We start from the raw sequence: 14,811 nt of genomic DNA, 5'->3' as shown, positions 1-14,811 counted from the left end.
AAAATACAGGGTTAAATTGCGTTTTCACGCCGTTCCTTTTCCAAGGTTTCGTTAATCTCAACGACTTGCTTATCAGTCAATGGGTAACGACTCATGACCCACATGGCAACGAAGGCCAAGATGATTGGTAACCAGATCATGGACCATTGAATCCCCATCAAAGCACCAGCACTTTGGGTTGCGCTGTTCCCGTCAAACTTGAAGAAGGCGTTGATGTACCCAGGGATGATCCCCCCAAGTGCCAACCCAATCTTGAAGAACAGCCCCATGATGGCGTTGATGATCCCGGCAACCCGCTTCTTGGACTTGTATTCGCCGTAAGAAACGACTTCGGGAACTAAGGACCACATGTAACCAGTAGCGGCGGTGATCCCCCATTGCATCAAGAACCGGCCGATGTACCCTAAGGCCACGCTGTTCTTGAAGGCTGGCATGGACCAAACCCACAGAACCAAGGTCCCGATAACGAACAGGAGTAAGAAAATGTAGAAGAATTGTTTCTTCCCAATCTTCTTGCGGACGATTGGCCATAAGAAGACTAAGAAAATCCCAGGAATCGACCCAATCAAGTTAATCGAAGCTAACCATTCGGAGTGGCCGATGTTGTATTGCATGTAGAATGGCCAAACGGTGTTCCCAAAGAACATGAAGGTAAAGCCAATCAGGAAGAAGAAGCCTAAAACTTGTAACGGCTTGTTGTTCTTGAATTCGAACCATAAGTCAGAGTACTTAACGGTTGACGTTTCTTCCTTAGTTGGAAGAACCCGTTCCTTAATCCCACCGTAAGTGCACATTAACATGATGAACCCAATGATCATGTAGATGGCCATGACCAGGAAGTAGGCCTTCCCGGCTTTAGGTGAGGTGTAATCCCCTAATTGCATGTGAATCCCAAAGAACCCAATGTCCTTGGATTGCAGATTTGGTGACGCCATTTGAACAAATAATGGCAAGAAGGTGTAAACCAAGAGGTTCCCGATGTTGGCTTCGGTCATCCGGACCGTGGTCAACGTGGAAACTTCGTCGTTATCCCGCGTTAACGAAGCGTTTAAGGCCCCGTAAGGAATGTTAACGAACGAATAAATTAAAGCAGTTGCCAGGTAAGAAATAAAGGCGTACATGATGTTGCCCCGGAGACTTGCGCTTGGTAAGAAGAGCAAGGCGGCCATGATCGTCAGTGGAATCCCACCGTAAATCAGGTAAGGTTTGTATTTACCGGCTTTAAAATTGTGCTTATCGACAAAGGCACCCACCCAAGGATCCCAGAACACGTTGACCCACCGAACAACTAAGAAAATGGTGGCCCCAGCGGCGGCTGAAATACCGTAAACCGTGGTGAGATAGAACAAAAGCATTGAGCCAACGGTCCCGAAGATTAAGTTCTGCGCTAAATCCCCAGCACCATAACTAATTCGCTCACGCCAAGATAACTTAGCAAATTCATCGGTCGTCTCCGGCTTTGCGGGTGTTGATTCCGTATTTGCTGCCATCTGTATGAACTCCCTTCAAATAAAACCCTCAATTTAAAGAAAGCGCTTTCCGGTTAGATTAAAAAAATAAGCGTCATGGCCATGACTGATTTCCTAATCTCTACAGTTAGTGTAATCGAATACAAGCCGGAAATCTATAATCAGAAGTGACGGCTTTTTGTCGAATCGTGACCTTTTTCACTCGAAGTAACCGCCACCCTTAACGGTCCGAACTTGACGCTTATTCTTGGCATTTTTCTGGTATTTACTGGGCGTGATGCCCGACCATTTCTTGAATTGTTTACTAAAAACGGAAAGGTTCTGAGCCCCGACCATCTGGGCGACCTGTTCGATGGTGTACTCGGGCGACCCCAAGAGCCGCTTGGCTTTACTGTACTTTTTGTCTTCCAAATAGTGCAGTGGCGTGATGCCGTACACCTTGCGAAAGACCCGGTGCCCGTAACCGGTGCTGATGCTAAGTCGCTGACAATTTTCCTCAAAACTGTTCAGGCTAGGTTGATCCGATTTCAAATCGTCGGCGATCAACGTTGCCAACGACCGCGCCAATTGGGCTTCCCGGTCGGTATAATTAGTGTCACTCTTCTTGAATTTTTTTCCATTATGCACGATGGCGAACAGAAATGAGAGGAAGATGATCTGTAACTTCAGACGCTTTTCCTCCCCCGATAGCGACCTATCCGCACTAATGTGCACAAAATCTTGAGCCGTTTTGAAGGCGAGTTGGCCAAAAAAGCTATCCGCACGATATACGGAATTCGCAATGTTACTGATGATTTCAGATTTAAGGCTCAAATTTTCCATATCAAAATGACAGGTGATGTAGGTCATCGGCGTGGTCTGGCTGGCATTAGCGTTGATATGCCAGGTCCCCGGCGAGATGATCAGCGCCTCGCCTGCCCCGTAGACCATGGGTGGTAAATTTTTCATCTCCGTGACCTGTTGTCCGGAAACTACACACATCAGTTCAAATGACTGGTGTTGCTGGCCAAAGAACTTCCAGCCTCCCGCTACGGTTCGCATATGACCACCAAACAGTCGAATACTTGATTCTAAACTCGGAATCGCTACAAAATCATTCGTCACGGGAGCCATCACCTTTCATCTTTAATTCTATTTTTGTCAATTCGTAACCTATTTTGGTCATTCTGGGACTAGTTTAAAGAAAAACCAACCGTTTTCATTGTCTAAATTTTAGCATAATTTCGCGCTTAAAGAAAACGCTTACGAATAACAATTCACAAGGTATTTATTTATAGTGACAACCAATCAGTCACGGAACAACCACTTTTTCTACTTCATTATTGGTCACTATTATCCACGCTTTAATTTAGATAGCTAGTTATATACTCTGATAATTATTTTCCATCTTCTATGGTCACTTAACGTGCAAAAAGGCCACCCTCTCTGGAATGACCTTTAAGCGTAATTCAATTAAATTTCAGACTAGTTTTGTGCAGAGAACTTGGCTTCCTTTTCGCCACTCTTGGCCCGTAAGGTTGCTTCGATCTCTTCCAAAGAACGGTTCCGCGTTTCGAAGACCATCTTGTGCACGAACCAAATGGAGATAAAGCAGAGAACCCCATAACCGATGAACAGGCTCCCGGTACCGAAGAAGTCCAGTAAGGATGGGAACGTCAGGGAAACGACCATGTTGGCCGTCCAGTTGATAACACTGGCAAAGGAGTTCCCTAACCCACGAATGTTCAATGGGAAGACTTCCCCAATCATGACCCACATAACCGGGCCCCAAGTTGCGGAGAAGAAGGCGATGTAAACGGTCAAGGCGATGACACAAACCACGGCGGCGGTGAAGGACCCGTGAGAGAACTTCATGGCGATACTCATGATGAACAGGGAAACCCCCATCCCGATGGCCCCACCGATCAACATCTTTTTCCGGTCGATCTTATCCATGATGGCCACGGCCACAGCGGTGACAATCACGTTAAAGATTCCGATCCCGATGTGGGCTAACAAGGCAGCTGAGACCCCGAACCCAACGTCGGTGAAGATGGTTGGTGCGTAGTATAACACGGTGTTACAACCCATGACTTGTTGGAAAATAGCTAAGCCAATCCCGATAATCAGGGAAGGACGAACCATCTTACTGAAGAGTTCGGACCAGCCACCACTCTTGATTTTGGCTTGTTCTTGAATCTGGGCAACTTCCTTGTTCACAGCGGTTTGGTCGTGCTTATTCATGGTGTCCAGCACTTCACGCGCCGTATCCATGTGACCTTGCTTGATCAAGAACCGTGGTGATTCAGGTAAGATTAACCCACCTAAGAACAACAGAGCAGCTGGAATCGCCGCAAACCCTAACATCCAACGCCAGCCAGTGTACATGCCGGAGAAGGTGTAGTTGGTGACGTAGGCCAGGAAAATCCCGGTCATGACCATCAACTGGAACAAACTAGAAACGGTCCCCCGCTTATCGGCTGGTGATAATTCAGCCAAGTAAGTTGGAATCAACGCTGAAGCGGCCCCAACGGCCATCCCTAAGATGATCCGGGAAATAATCAACGTCCAGAATTCTGGTGAGAACGCTGACCCTAAGGCCCCAACAAAGAAGATAATCGCAGATAATAGCAGAAGCTTCCGCCGACCAAACCGGTCAGACGATGGTCCAATGATGGCGGCCCCTAAAATGGCTCCCAATAAAACGGCACTAACGACCCAACCCTGTTGCCAGGATCCCAAGTTCATTTGCTTTTGAATGAACAGGATGGCCCCGGAGATAACCCCGGTATCGTACCCAAAGAGTAGTCCTCCGAGGGCACCGAAGAAGTACACAAACCCAGTCGATACTTTTCGCATCTTTTATTGCTCCCTTTTCGCGGTGTTGCCCGTGAGATTTAAAGTCACCGGAAATGGCTTTATATGTAAGTTGGTTGATGCACGCAACCAACCATGACATTAGTATAGCGCGGTTGCCGCAAAAATGAAAGCGCTATATCTGAAATTTGTGCAGTAATATACGAAAGAAATCCATACATTTCCAGATAACATATTGAAAAAAACTAATAGTTATCAAGGTTCTTTCCCCTTAAGAAAAGCGGGTATTCCGCTAATACTTTTCGAAAAAAATATTTTTCAAACTCAGCAAAAAAGGCCGAGCGCCCTGGCTCGACCTCAACGATTCAACTAAAATTAGTGCGCAGCGGCAGCTTCGTGTTCCGCCGCCTTTTCCCGCAACGTCCCTTCGATTTCTTCCAAAGAACGGTTCCGCGTTTCGAAAACCTTCTTTTGAACGAACCAGATGGAAGCAAAGCAGAGTACCCCGTAACCGATGAATAAACTCCCGGTTCCGAAGAAGTCCAGTAAGGACGGGAAGGTCAAGGACACGACCATGTTGGCCGACCAGTTGATCACACTGGCAAAGGAGTTTCCGAGTCCCCGAATGTTCAACGGGAAGACTTCCCCAATCATGACCCACATCACGGGACCCCAAGTAGCGGAGAAGAACGCGATGTAGACGGTCAGAGCAATCACACAGACCACGGCGGCGGTAAAGGAACCCCCGGAGAACTTCATGGCGATACTCATGATGAACAGGGAAATCCCCATACCTAAGGCCCCAATGTTCAGCATCTTTCTCCGGTCGATCTTATCCATGATGGCCACGGCAATGGCGGTGACAATCACGTTAAAGATCCCGATTCCGATGTGGGCAATCAATGCGGCCGAAACTCCGAACCCCACGTCGGTGAAGATAGTTGGCGCGTAGTAGAGCACGGTGTTACACCCCATGACTTGTTGGAAAATAGCTAAGCCAATCCCAATTACCAAGGAAGGCCGCACCATCTTCCCGAAGAGTTCGGACCAGCCGCCACTCTTGATTTTAGCTTGTTCGTGGATTTGAGCTAATTCTTCATCCACCGCGGCCGTATCATGCTTGTTCATGGTATCTAAAACTTCGCGGGCGGCATCGCTGTGGCCCGTTTTAACTAAGTATCGTGGTGATTCTGGTAAGATCAACCCACCTAAGAACAGTAAGGCAGCGGGAACTGCGGCCAGCCCCACCATCCACCGCCAACCGGTATACATGCCGGAGAAGGTGTAGTTAGTCACGTAAGCCAGGAAGATCCCGGTCATAACCATCAACTGGAACAGACTAGAGACGGTCCCCCGCTTGCTAGCCGGTGACAATTCGGCCAGATAAGTTGGAATCAACGCTGATGCGGCCCCCACGGCCATCCCTAAGACGACCCGTGAGATGATCAGCGTCCAGAACTCGGGCGAAAACGCAGAGCCAATCGCCCCAACAAAGAAGATAATAGCTGAAACTAATAATAATTTACGCCGACCATACCGGTCAGATGACGGGCCAATGATGGCCGCCCCCAGAATGGCCCCTAACAGAACCGCACTCACGACCCAACCTTGTTGCCAGGATCCCAAATGCATTTGCCGTTGAATAAACAAAATGGCCCCAGAGATAACCCCGGTGTCGTACCCGAAGAGTAGGCCGCCCAATGCGCCGAAGAAGTAGACAAAACCTGTAGATACTTTTCGCATAGTGTTTGCTCCTTAGTGTTTGCGTACGTTACTTTCCCAGTCAAATTGTAAGTTGGTGACTGCCGCTCACTATGTTGGTTGGTTCGCACTACCAACCTTGAAGATACTATAGCATATCTTTTTAAATTTTGGAAGCGTTTTCTTAAAGCAACAAATTTTTATCAACAGTTTTCTGTAAGTCTAATTTTAGGTTGTAACGGTTTACTTGTTAGCATACCGGGATTCCCGTAACCACGGGATTTATGGGCTTTAATCCTTCAAAATTTATCAATCGCGTCAAAAAATCCTTGTCGGCTCAGTGACTCGCCAACAAGGATTTTGAGTTTTACGGTTACTTAATTCAATTAACTAGCCTCTTCGCGATTCCCACAAAGCCGCTTGGGCGTCCTCGCCAGAAACGAACGGTCCTGGAAGCGTTGAAACACCCCGGTGGTTCCCGAAGTAATCCTGGTTAAAGATGATGTCATCACCGTTTGGCGCTTCGTACCGTTGTTCCGGTTCGAAGGCTTCACCCAAGGTATCGGTCGTGATGATGCCCTCGGCGTAGTCACCTAGCAAATCGTACAGGTTAGTCTTCAAGGTGACTTGATCATCGTTTTCAACCAATTCGACGGTTACCTTGTCACTAGTGTTCACGAAATTGTCGGTTTCTTTCTTCCAAGCCTTGGCACCGTTAAAGTACATGTTGCCGGCCGCCCAGACTGGTAAGTGACCAAAGTGGGCACTCATCAAGTCGTTCATGTCGTTTTCCTTGGCAATCGTTCCGTCCAAACGTTCAAACTGCGCGTACCATTCGTCGTAGGTCGGGTAATCATCGAACCCGTTGGTCCCCACTTGTTCAGTATCTTCCGGTTCCCGGTCGACCAAGGTCTCGTGATCGGTCGCTTCCACCGGCCAATTCTGCACGAAGATGTTGTTGTAGAAACGGTCATCCCCGTGCAGGATGGTCATGAAGCCCGCCACTTCGGTTCGGTGTTGGATGTGGTAAGGCGTAAACCGGGGTTGGTTCTTGCCGTCCACGAAGAAGTCGGTGTTGGCGCCAATCGACGTAATGGATCCCAGCATCAGGTTGTGCACACAGGCCACCCCTTCCGTGGCTAACCGCAAGGACGCCTTAGATAGCAACAAGTTATTATCGATCAGGGTCGGCCCGTGACCAACTTCGACGAAGATGTCTTGGCTTTGCATAGCACCAACGATGCGTTGCGCCGTACCTTTTGGCGCGTAGTTATGGTCTAACAGGTTCTGCGTGATGCGCGTCCCCTGAGCTTCCCAGTCGGTCCAGATGCCCATGGTGCAATCGTTGATGTGGTTGCGGCGAATGATCACGTCAATCGCCGCGTGCATCTTGATCCCGGCAATTTCAGCCCCGGCTAATTCTTGCATGTTGTTGATATCGTGAATGTGGTTGTCTTCGATAAGACTGAAGACGCCGCCTTGCCGGCCGACGATGCCGTCCTGTTCACAGTGGTGGATGTTGCACCGCCGGATGATGTGGTGACCGATGTTTTCCTTGAGCCACCCATGGTACTGGCCCCGGCAAACGGCATCACGTTCCATTTGCGTTGGGCTCTTCACGTGTTTGTAGGTAAAGTATTGGTTATTCACCGGATCCTCGTACTTCCCCAGAGAAATTCCGGCACAGCGACTATGACTGATGTCACAGTCTTCGATGATCCAGCCCTTGGACCAGTGCGGGCCAATCATCCCGTCTTGGTAGGATGCCGGCGGTGCCCAAGTCGTGGCCGCTTTATTGACGGTAAAGCCACTCACGGTAATGTTGTTGACGCCCGTGGCTTGTGGCATGAAAACTTCCCGCCGCACGTTAATTTCCACGTCTTCGTGATTAGGATCTTTCCCCTGGAAGTTTGCGTAAATCACGGTTTCGTCCGTGGCCTCGTCTTGTTCGGTGTACCACTTGTAAACGGAATTCTTACGTTCCCACGACCGACCGTAAACTTCTGCGGCCAAACATTCTGCTACGGAAGTCGTTTCGTAGAACTGGCGGTCGTTCATGTAAACCGCCCCGGTGTGCTTATTGACCGGACCGAAGTACCAGTCCCCCATCACGTAAGTTGTGTAGGGGTTATAGGACCCGAACAGTCCGTTATTGATCCGGGTGACCCAGACATTACCTTGATAGGGTTGCCAGTTCTTAACCGCTTCGCCCCCAGTGATGACTGCCTTCAGGGGTTCCACACTGCGGTATGTAATCCGCGCGTCGTTCGTGCCGCCGTGAACGGGATTGACATATTCGCGATAAGTTCCTGGAAAGACCAGGATCTCATCCCCCGCAACGGCGACCTGCGCCGCTTCGTTGATGAGGCGATAAGGGGCCTCCTGGGTCCCATTACCCTCTCGTGTTGCTTGCGCATCAACATAGATTTTCACGATAATTGCCTCCTTTTAACCTAAATCATCCTGAGTGGGCCATCGGCCATCCACCCGTAACGGGTCAGCCCGCATGACCAGCTGGCGTCCCAAAATAATCACGCTTGCGATCGTACTACTGAAATTTGGACTTAACGGTCACCTCCATCTAGTTCAAACCCGGTTTCATTAATGCGAACTTTTAATCATATATATATTTAATCGTTCTTATTTAGGCAAATAAACGCTTAATTTTAAGGACAAAAAGGCCCGGGCTCACACCCGCACCTTTTTGCCGAACGATTCAATACTTAGTTCAAATTTTCACGACGGTAGTCCAGCAGTTCTTCACTGATCTGCTTGGTCTGACCGTAAACTTGCTTGTAAATCTGGTGGAGCTTCTGGTACTTCGCCACGTTAGCCGGAATCGGTTGATATTCCTTACCGAAGTGGACAAAGGTCTTGGCACAGTCCTGTAGCGAATCGAACCAGCCGAGACCGGTGGCGGCCATCATGGCGGCCCCCATACCAGGCCCTTGTTCGTTCTTCAAGCTGACGACCTTGCGGTTAAAGATGTCGGCCTGGATCTGTAGCCAGAGCGGACTCTTGGCCCCGCCCCCGATGGAGACGACCGTATCGAAGTCCCCACCGTTTTCTTCGTAGATGTCGAAGAGGTCTCTAAACGAGAAGATGATGCCCTCCAGCACGGCCCGCACGAAGTCGTAGCGTTGGTGAATACCGTCGATCCCGGTAAAGCTCCCGCGGATGTTGGCATCAGCGTACGGCGCCCGTTCACCCACGATGTACGGCGTGTAAAGTAAGCCGTTGGCGCCCACGGTCGATTTACCCGCACTAGCCACCACGTCGTTAAAGTCTTCGGCCGGCGCAAAGGTCTTCTTAAACCAACTCAGGGAGTACCCTGCGGCCAGCGTCACGCCCATCGAGTAGAACTTATCGGGAATCGCGTGGTCCTCAAACTGCAACACGCCGTGGTAGTTCACGTCCGCGTTGTCTTCGTACTTCAGCACCACGCCGGACGTCCCGATACTGGACATCACCATGTTAGGCTCTAGGATGCCGGCCCCCACGGCCCCGGCCGCGTTGTCGGCGGCCCCACCAAAGACCTTGGTGGCCGTGGTCAACCCAGAAAATTCGGCGTAGGCGGGCGTCACCGTGCCGGCCAAGTCGATCGACTTGATCAGTGGTGGGCACATGCTCATCGGAATGTCGAAGACGTCACAGATGCGTTGGCTCCATTGCCCCTTCGCCACGTCCAGCAGGACCGTCCCGGTTGCGTCGGAGTAGTCCATGGCTAGGTTGCCGGTCATCCGGTAACGCACGTAATCCTTCGGTAAGACGAAGTACTTCGCCTTTTTCCAGATGTCGGGTTCGTTTTCCTTGACCCACAACAACTTGGTCAGCGTAAAGCCTTCCAACGGTTGGTTACGGGTGATGTCGATGAACTCGTCGCCCATCTTGTCCATGATCTCTTCACGTTGCGCCGTGGTCCGCGTGTCGTTCCAGAGAATGGCTGGCCGTAAGACCTTCTTGTTTTCGTCCAACAGTACTAAGCCGTGCATTTGGCCCGAGAAACTCAAGCCTTCAATGTCTTCGGCGGCCAGGTGGTCGGTCAGGATCAACCGCACGATGGCCACGGTCGTGCCGGAAACCCAGTCTTCGGGGTTCTGTTCGTTATAACCGGGTTGTTGTTGGATCAGGTCGTAGCCGAAGCTTTCCTGGGCGACAATCTGACCACTGTGGTCGAGGGCCGAGACCTTAACGGCACTGGTGCCGAGGTCCACCCCAAGTACATATTTTCCCATTATTGCTCCTCCAATCAGTATTTGAATGTGCGCTCACTAGTTATTGCATGTATGGTTTCTTAATCGGAGCTGAACTTTGCCGGTCAGACTCTGACCGTAGTCCGAGCCTGGTTCAGTTCCCTCAAACTTGTTCTGATTAAAAATGGCGGACGGACTTCCCGTCCGTCCACCATTTTTTTACTGTTATTTCGCGCCACAGGTAACCGAAAGATTACTTGCTTAACGTGTCGATGATGTAGTGGTTGATCGTATCCTTAACTTCTTCCAAGTGGTCGGAATGCGTTGCGGCCAACAATTCAGATTGTGGCTTGTCGATCGCGTACTTTTCGAGGGACTTGAAGTCCGCCGTACCGTTTTCGATTTCTGCACCGATACCGGATTCGTAAGAACTGTAACGGTTCTTGACCAAGTTGTCCAAGAAGCCGTCTTCCTTCATGGCAACGGCTACCCGCAAACCAGCGGCGAAGCTGTCCATGCCGACGATGTGGCCGTAGAACAGGTCCTTAGGTTCGAAGGAAGAACGACGAGGCTTAGCATCGAAGTTCAACCCACCGCGAGGGCCGATCGAGCCGTTTTCAACGACTTCAGTCATGGCTGCGGTCGTTTCGTACAAGTTGGATGGGTATTCATCAATATCCCAGCCAATCAACTTGTCACCTTGGTTGGCATCCAAGGAACCTAACAAGCCAGCTTCACGGGCAACGCGAATTTCGTGTTGGTAAGTGTGACCAGCCAAGTTAGCGTGGTTGCCTTCAAGGTTCAACTTGAAGTCTTTGTCCAACCCGTATTCCTTCATGAAGGCAATCGTGGTTGCGGCATCGAAGTCGTATTGGTGAGTCGTTGGTTCCTTTGGCTTTGGTTCGAGCAACATTTGTGCGTCGAAACCAATTTCGTTAGCGTAGTCCTTAGCCATGTGGAAGAACTTCGCTGCGTGTTCTTGTTCTTCCTTCATGTTGGTGTTCCATAAGGATTCGTAACCTTCACGGCCGCCCCAGAAGACATAGTTTTCGGAGCCAACCCGCTTACCAATTTCCAAACTGTGCTTCAATTGAGCGGCACAGTAAGCAAAGATGTCAGCGTAAGGTGAAGTTGCGGCACCTTCAACGAACCGAGGGTTAGTGAACATGTTTGACGTGTTCCACAAAACCTTCATCCCACTGGTCTTTTGGTATTCCACGATCTTGTCAACGACTTTGTCCAGGTTCTTGTTGGTTTCACGTAACGTGTCACCTTCTGGCGCTAAGTCACGGTCATGGAAGCAAAGGTAGTCAACACCTAATTTGTCGTAAAATTCAAATGCTGCGTCTACCTTGGCTAAAGCCAAGTCCATTGGGTCGGAGTACTTGTCGTAAGGACGTTGCGCGGTCCCATCACCAAATGGGTCCACTAAGCGTTGGTCGAACGTGTGCCAGTAAGCTACGGCGAACCGTAACCAATCGCGCATCTTCTTACCGCCAATTACTTCGTCCGGATTGTAGTATTGAAAGCCTAAGCCTGATTTTTTATCTTTGTGGCCGACGTATTGAATCTTGTCGACGCCTTTCCAATATTCTTCTGCCATAATTAATTAAAACCCTCCTAGTTAGTTCGTTGCGACAACCAACTTACAAATCCTATTATACAAGCCAGCACGATAAATGCAAGCGTTTTCCGCAAATTAATTTCAACTTTGTGTAATGGCTTACAATGGTGACGTGGCTAATCCTAGTTGGCCGTAGCGTTCCCGGCAACGGGCGGTCTAAAATCGGTCAAAAAAAGACGTCCCGGCTGGGGGACGTCTCACGGTGATTATAAATTTTCGGGAATGCGTTCGAATTGTAAGGCGTAACCTTCTAATCCCAGGACTTGGTGGGTAATCAACGAGCACCCACCCAAGACCGTGGCCAACCGGGCGTTGGTGGTCAGGCTGATGGGAAAGTCCTGCTTGGCCAACCGGCGATACCCCGCCCGAATCTGTTCCAACAACTCCGGTACCTCTTCGATCAGTGGCGAGTTGATGAAAAACGCGTCCGGATCGAGCGTCCGCATGGTGTTGTAGAGCAGACTACTAATGGCGATGGTGAACCGTTGCAGGATCAACGCCAAGTCCGTGTCGTGCTGGCGGTACAGCCGTACGATGTCGTCCCGGTCGAGGTTTTTGAGTCCCTTCTGCTGTTCGACCTGGCGAATGATGGCGTCTTCGGAACTAATGTCTTCGGCGCGGACCGGCGTGGCTTGCCCCTGCCCGTCAATTTCTAGGCTGGTGACCGTCTGCCCGATTTCGCCGGCGTCTCCATGTTCGCCCCGGAACAACTCCCGGTGCAAGATGACCCCAGCCCCAATCCCACGGTGGATACTGATGGTGACGGCACTGTTCAGGTCCCGGGCCCCGTTAAAGTCCCGTTCGTAGATGGCCGATAAATTGGCTTCGTTCTCCAACACCACGGGTACGTCGTAGGTCATGGTAAAGAGCTGAACGAGGTCCACCCCGTCCATGTCGATGAAGGGCGAGGTCTTGATTTTGTTATCATCGATGATCCCGTGAATCGAGAAGCAGATGCCCAGCAGACCGTTGGTTGAGGCGTCTTCGTTTTGGACCATGGCGATGTAGTGGTTAATGCGGTCCACCATTTCGTGGATCGATTGCCCCCGGGTCTCGATGCGGTCATACTTCCAGACCTTACCGTTCAGTGTGGTCGCTAACGCGTGCAGGTGGCGGTAACCCAAGTCAAAGGTCAGCGTATAGCCGTAGTCCTGGTTGAGGGCGACCAAGGTGGGTTTGCGCCCACCCGACGTTGAAGCGTTGCCGTAGCCCAGTTCCCGTAAATACCCCTTCGCCATTAACGTGTTATATAAGGAAGAAACGGTCGATTTGTTCAGGTGTAATTGATGCGAGATTTCGATGCGAGAAGTCGGATGATTATTAAAAACTTGCTGTAGGACCAATTTTAAGTTCTGGTCGTGTAACTGGTTGCGATTCATACTTCGCTGAACCATACTACGTCCCTCCATTATTAAACGTTTGTGTCTTGGCGGTGGGGTCCAATTAGGGGCATTACGTTACCCAACTAACCAACCTCCGGCTCAATTGCGGGTCTACCTTACTTTGCACACGGGAACATCTCCCCGTTCTAGTTTAGCGAACCAACTAACCCCAGTATGTCGCACGCCGCTTAATAAATCAACCGTTTTACTAAAACTATTTTTATAAACCAACATTAATTGAATTATTTAATAATTTCATCAAATATCCGCATAGACCATTACACAAATTTGGCATATTCTGGTAGTCAAAATAATTATTCCTTAGTCCTTACCGTCGCCGAACGCCCCGCCGCGAATGGTGCGGCCACCACGCAAAGCGCCGTGGCGATTGGGAGACTGTGGTTGCTGTATCCGAGGCTGGTACCGCTGGCGACTCGGGCACCTGCACCACCCGGACCGCTTGCTGCTGTAGCTTCGCCAGTTCCACCAACACCAGCTGGGTGGTCTGGGCATCCCACAACGCGTGATGCTGATGCGGGTTCACAATGTTTAACAAGCCCGCGACCCCGTTGAGCGGCAAATGGTACTCGACCGAACTGTGCCCCGGATTATGGCGGTTGAGGACCTGACTCATGTAGCTTTCCCCGTCAAAAATCGTTAACGGGGCCAGGACAATGGCCCGTTCCGCTTCGGTAAGTTCGGTCAGGTGCAACCGCACTAACGCAGCCAACGCCTTGAGATCGTTATGGTAATTCCAGAGTACTAGCGGTAAGTGTTGCGCCAACACCTGTGCGATGAACGCCCGGAGCACGGTCAACGGTGCGGCCTGTTGCGTATACGTCGTCAGGGTCAACCCCGTTTCCGCTAGGCCGCGTAATTTCATCTCGGGCGCAAATTCCGGCCGGTCGACGTAGCGGTTGAAACGTAGGCCCGTCGCCCGTTCCCCGCAATACCCCAGTGCGCTCAACTGAAACACGCCAAAGTTCACCCCCGCCACCGTGGTCTGCGTGCGGTGAATCTGGTCCGCCTGCCGTTGGGTCTGAAACAACTGCGCGAACTCACAGTCCACCACTATGTATTCCCGCGGGAGTTGTTGGGTGACCTGAAGGGACTTAAAAATCGGCGGCGTCACCTCACCAGTAGCGGCGGCTGGCAACACAATTCCCCGCTCCTGTAGATATTGCGTCAGGGCGGCGACCGTCGCAAATTCGCGATTTTGGGCCACCCGTTTATCCGTCAAGAGAATCTGCTGGCCCGTCTGAAACCGCACCACGTACCGTTGGGCCGCATCCCGGTCGATCTGCGTCACGTTGCCCATCTTAGTGTTCTCCGGTGCCACGGCCAATTGGTGCTGTGGCGTGAACCGGTAGGCAGGATAGCCTACAATGTAGAAATAATTACGTTGTCCCGGTGCAATACGCTCTAACAGACTGATTTGCGCCATGTCGTTCCCCTCCCCAGGGTCAGTTTAAATTCAGGATACCATACCTCGCACCTAAAGCGAACATACATTCGCAAATTGGCTATAAAATCCTTTATAGTCACCAAAAAGGCCCCTGACTCAACACACAGCTGAGTAAGGGGCCTAACTTTATTAATATTTGGGCGAGAAGACACGTTCTTTTAAGAACGTGATGAATCGCCTT

Annotated in this window: 9 protein-coding genes; all 9 read right to left on the bottom strand. The window is 50.5% G+C overall.

The genetic code is table 11. The annotated features are described in order from the left end of the window. Positions 1 to 11 precede the first annotated feature (11 nt). The 9 genes from FD38_RS06390 to FD38_RS06350 all read right to left on the bottom strand — a co-directional run bounded on the left by FD38_RS06390 (position 12) and on the right by FD38_RS06350 (position 14,609). Positions 12 to 1,490 (bottom strand): MFS transporter, encoded by a 1,479-nt coding sequence (locus tag FD38_RS06390; RefSeq protein WP_057732447.1) that lies wholly within the window; start codon positions 1,488 to 1,490, stop codon positions 12 to 14. Between the two features lie 177 nt (positions 1,491 to 1,667). Next, positions 1,668 to 2,417: a helix-turn-helix domain-containing protein gene (locus FD38_RS06385; protein ID WP_225430796.1), complete on the bottom strand. Its 750-nt coding sequence runs from the start codon at positions 2,415 to 2,417 to the stop codon at positions 1,668 to 1,670. A gap of 516 nt (positions 2,418 to 2,933) precedes the next feature. Further along, positions 2,934 to 4,307, bottom strand: coding sequence for a sugar porter family MFS transporter (locus FD38_RS06380; protein WP_057732443.1), 1,374 nt, complete (start codon positions 4,305 to 4,307; stop codon positions 2,934 to 2,936). Positions 4,308 to 4,640: 333 nt separating this feature from the next. Continuing rightward, positions 4,641 to 6,008 (bottom strand): sugar porter family MFS transporter, encoded by a 1,368-nt coding sequence (locus FD38_RS06375; protein ID WP_057732441.1) that lies wholly within the window; start codon positions 6,006 to 6,008, stop codon positions 4,641 to 4,643. A 348-nt stretch (positions 6,009 to 6,356) separates the two neighbouring features. Next, complete coding sequence (locus FD38_RS06370; protein ID WP_057732439.1) at positions 6,357 to 8,399, bottom strand: right-handed parallel beta-helix repeat-containing protein; 2,043 nt, start codon at positions 8,397 to 8,399, stop codon at positions 6,357 to 6,359. 290 nt (positions 8,400 to 8,689) lie between these two features. After that, on the bottom strand, positions 8,690 to 10,201 hold the full coding sequence (gene xylB, locus FD38_RS06365; RefSeq protein ID WP_057732437.1) for a xylulokinase: 1,512 nt from the start codon (positions 10,199 to 10,201) through the stop codon (positions 8,690 to 8,692). Positions 10,202 to 10,412: 211 nt separating this feature from the next. After that, on the bottom strand, positions 10,413 to 11,762 hold the full coding sequence (gene xylA, locus FD38_RS06360; protein ID WP_057732435.1) for a xylose isomerase: 1,350 nt from the start codon (positions 11,760 to 11,762) through the stop codon (positions 10,413 to 10,415). A 227-nt stretch (positions 11,763 to 11,989) separates the two neighbouring features. Continuing rightward, positions 11,990 to 13,177 (bottom strand): ROK family protein, encoded by a 1,188-nt coding sequence (locus FD38_RS06355; protein ID WP_057732433.1) that lies wholly within the window; start codon positions 13,175 to 13,177, stop codon positions 11,990 to 11,992. A 316-nt stretch (positions 13,178 to 13,493) separates the two neighbouring features. Next, entirely contained in the window at positions 13,494 to 14,609 is a 1,116-nt protein-coding gene (locus tag FD38_RS06350) for a hypothetical protein (RefSeq protein ID WP_057732431.1), read from the bottom strand. Positions 14,610 to 14,811: the final 202 nt, after the last annotated feature.

This window comes from Levilactobacillus zymae DSM 19395 (assembly GCF_001434115.1).
In the GTDB taxonomy this organism is placed as follows: domain Bacteria; phylum Bacillota; class Bacilli; order Lactobacillales; family Lactobacillaceae; genus Levilactobacillus; species Levilactobacillus zymae.
Note: the sequence above shows the minus strand (reverse complement) of the source record. Positions and strands in the feature narration are given on the sequence as shown.

Coding starts and splice junctions, on each gene's coding strand:
- xylB (WP_057732437.1), bottom strand. CDS start 10,201: ATGGGAAAATATGTACTTGGGGTGGACCTCGGCACCAGTGCCGTTAAG.
- FD38_RS06375 (WP_057732441.1), bottom strand. CDS start 6,008: ATGCGAAAAGTATCTACAGGTTTTGTCTACTTCTTCGGCGCATTGGGC.
- FD38_RS06390 (WP_057732447.1), bottom strand. CDS start 1,490: ATGGCAGCAAATACGGAATCAACACCCGCAAAGCCGGAGACGACCGAT.
- xylA (WP_057732435.1), bottom strand. CDS start 11,762: ATGGCAGAAGAATATTGGAAAGGCGTCGACAAGATTCAATACGTCGGC.
- FD38_RS06350 (WP_057732431.1), bottom strand. CDS start 14,609: ATGGCGCAAATCAGTCTGTTAGAGCGTATTGCACCGGGACAACGTAAT.
- FD38_RS06355 (WP_057732433.1), bottom strand. CDS start 13,177: ATGGTTCAGCGAAGTATGAATCGCAACCAGTTACACGACCAGAACTTA.
- FD38_RS06380 (WP_057732443.1), bottom strand. CDS start 4,307: ATGCGAAAAGTATCGACTGGGTTTGTGTACTTCTTCGGTGCCCTCGGA.
- FD38_RS06385 (WP_225430796.1), bottom strand. CDS start 2,417: ATGAAAAATTTACCACCCATGGTCTACGGGGCAGGCGAGGCGCTGATC.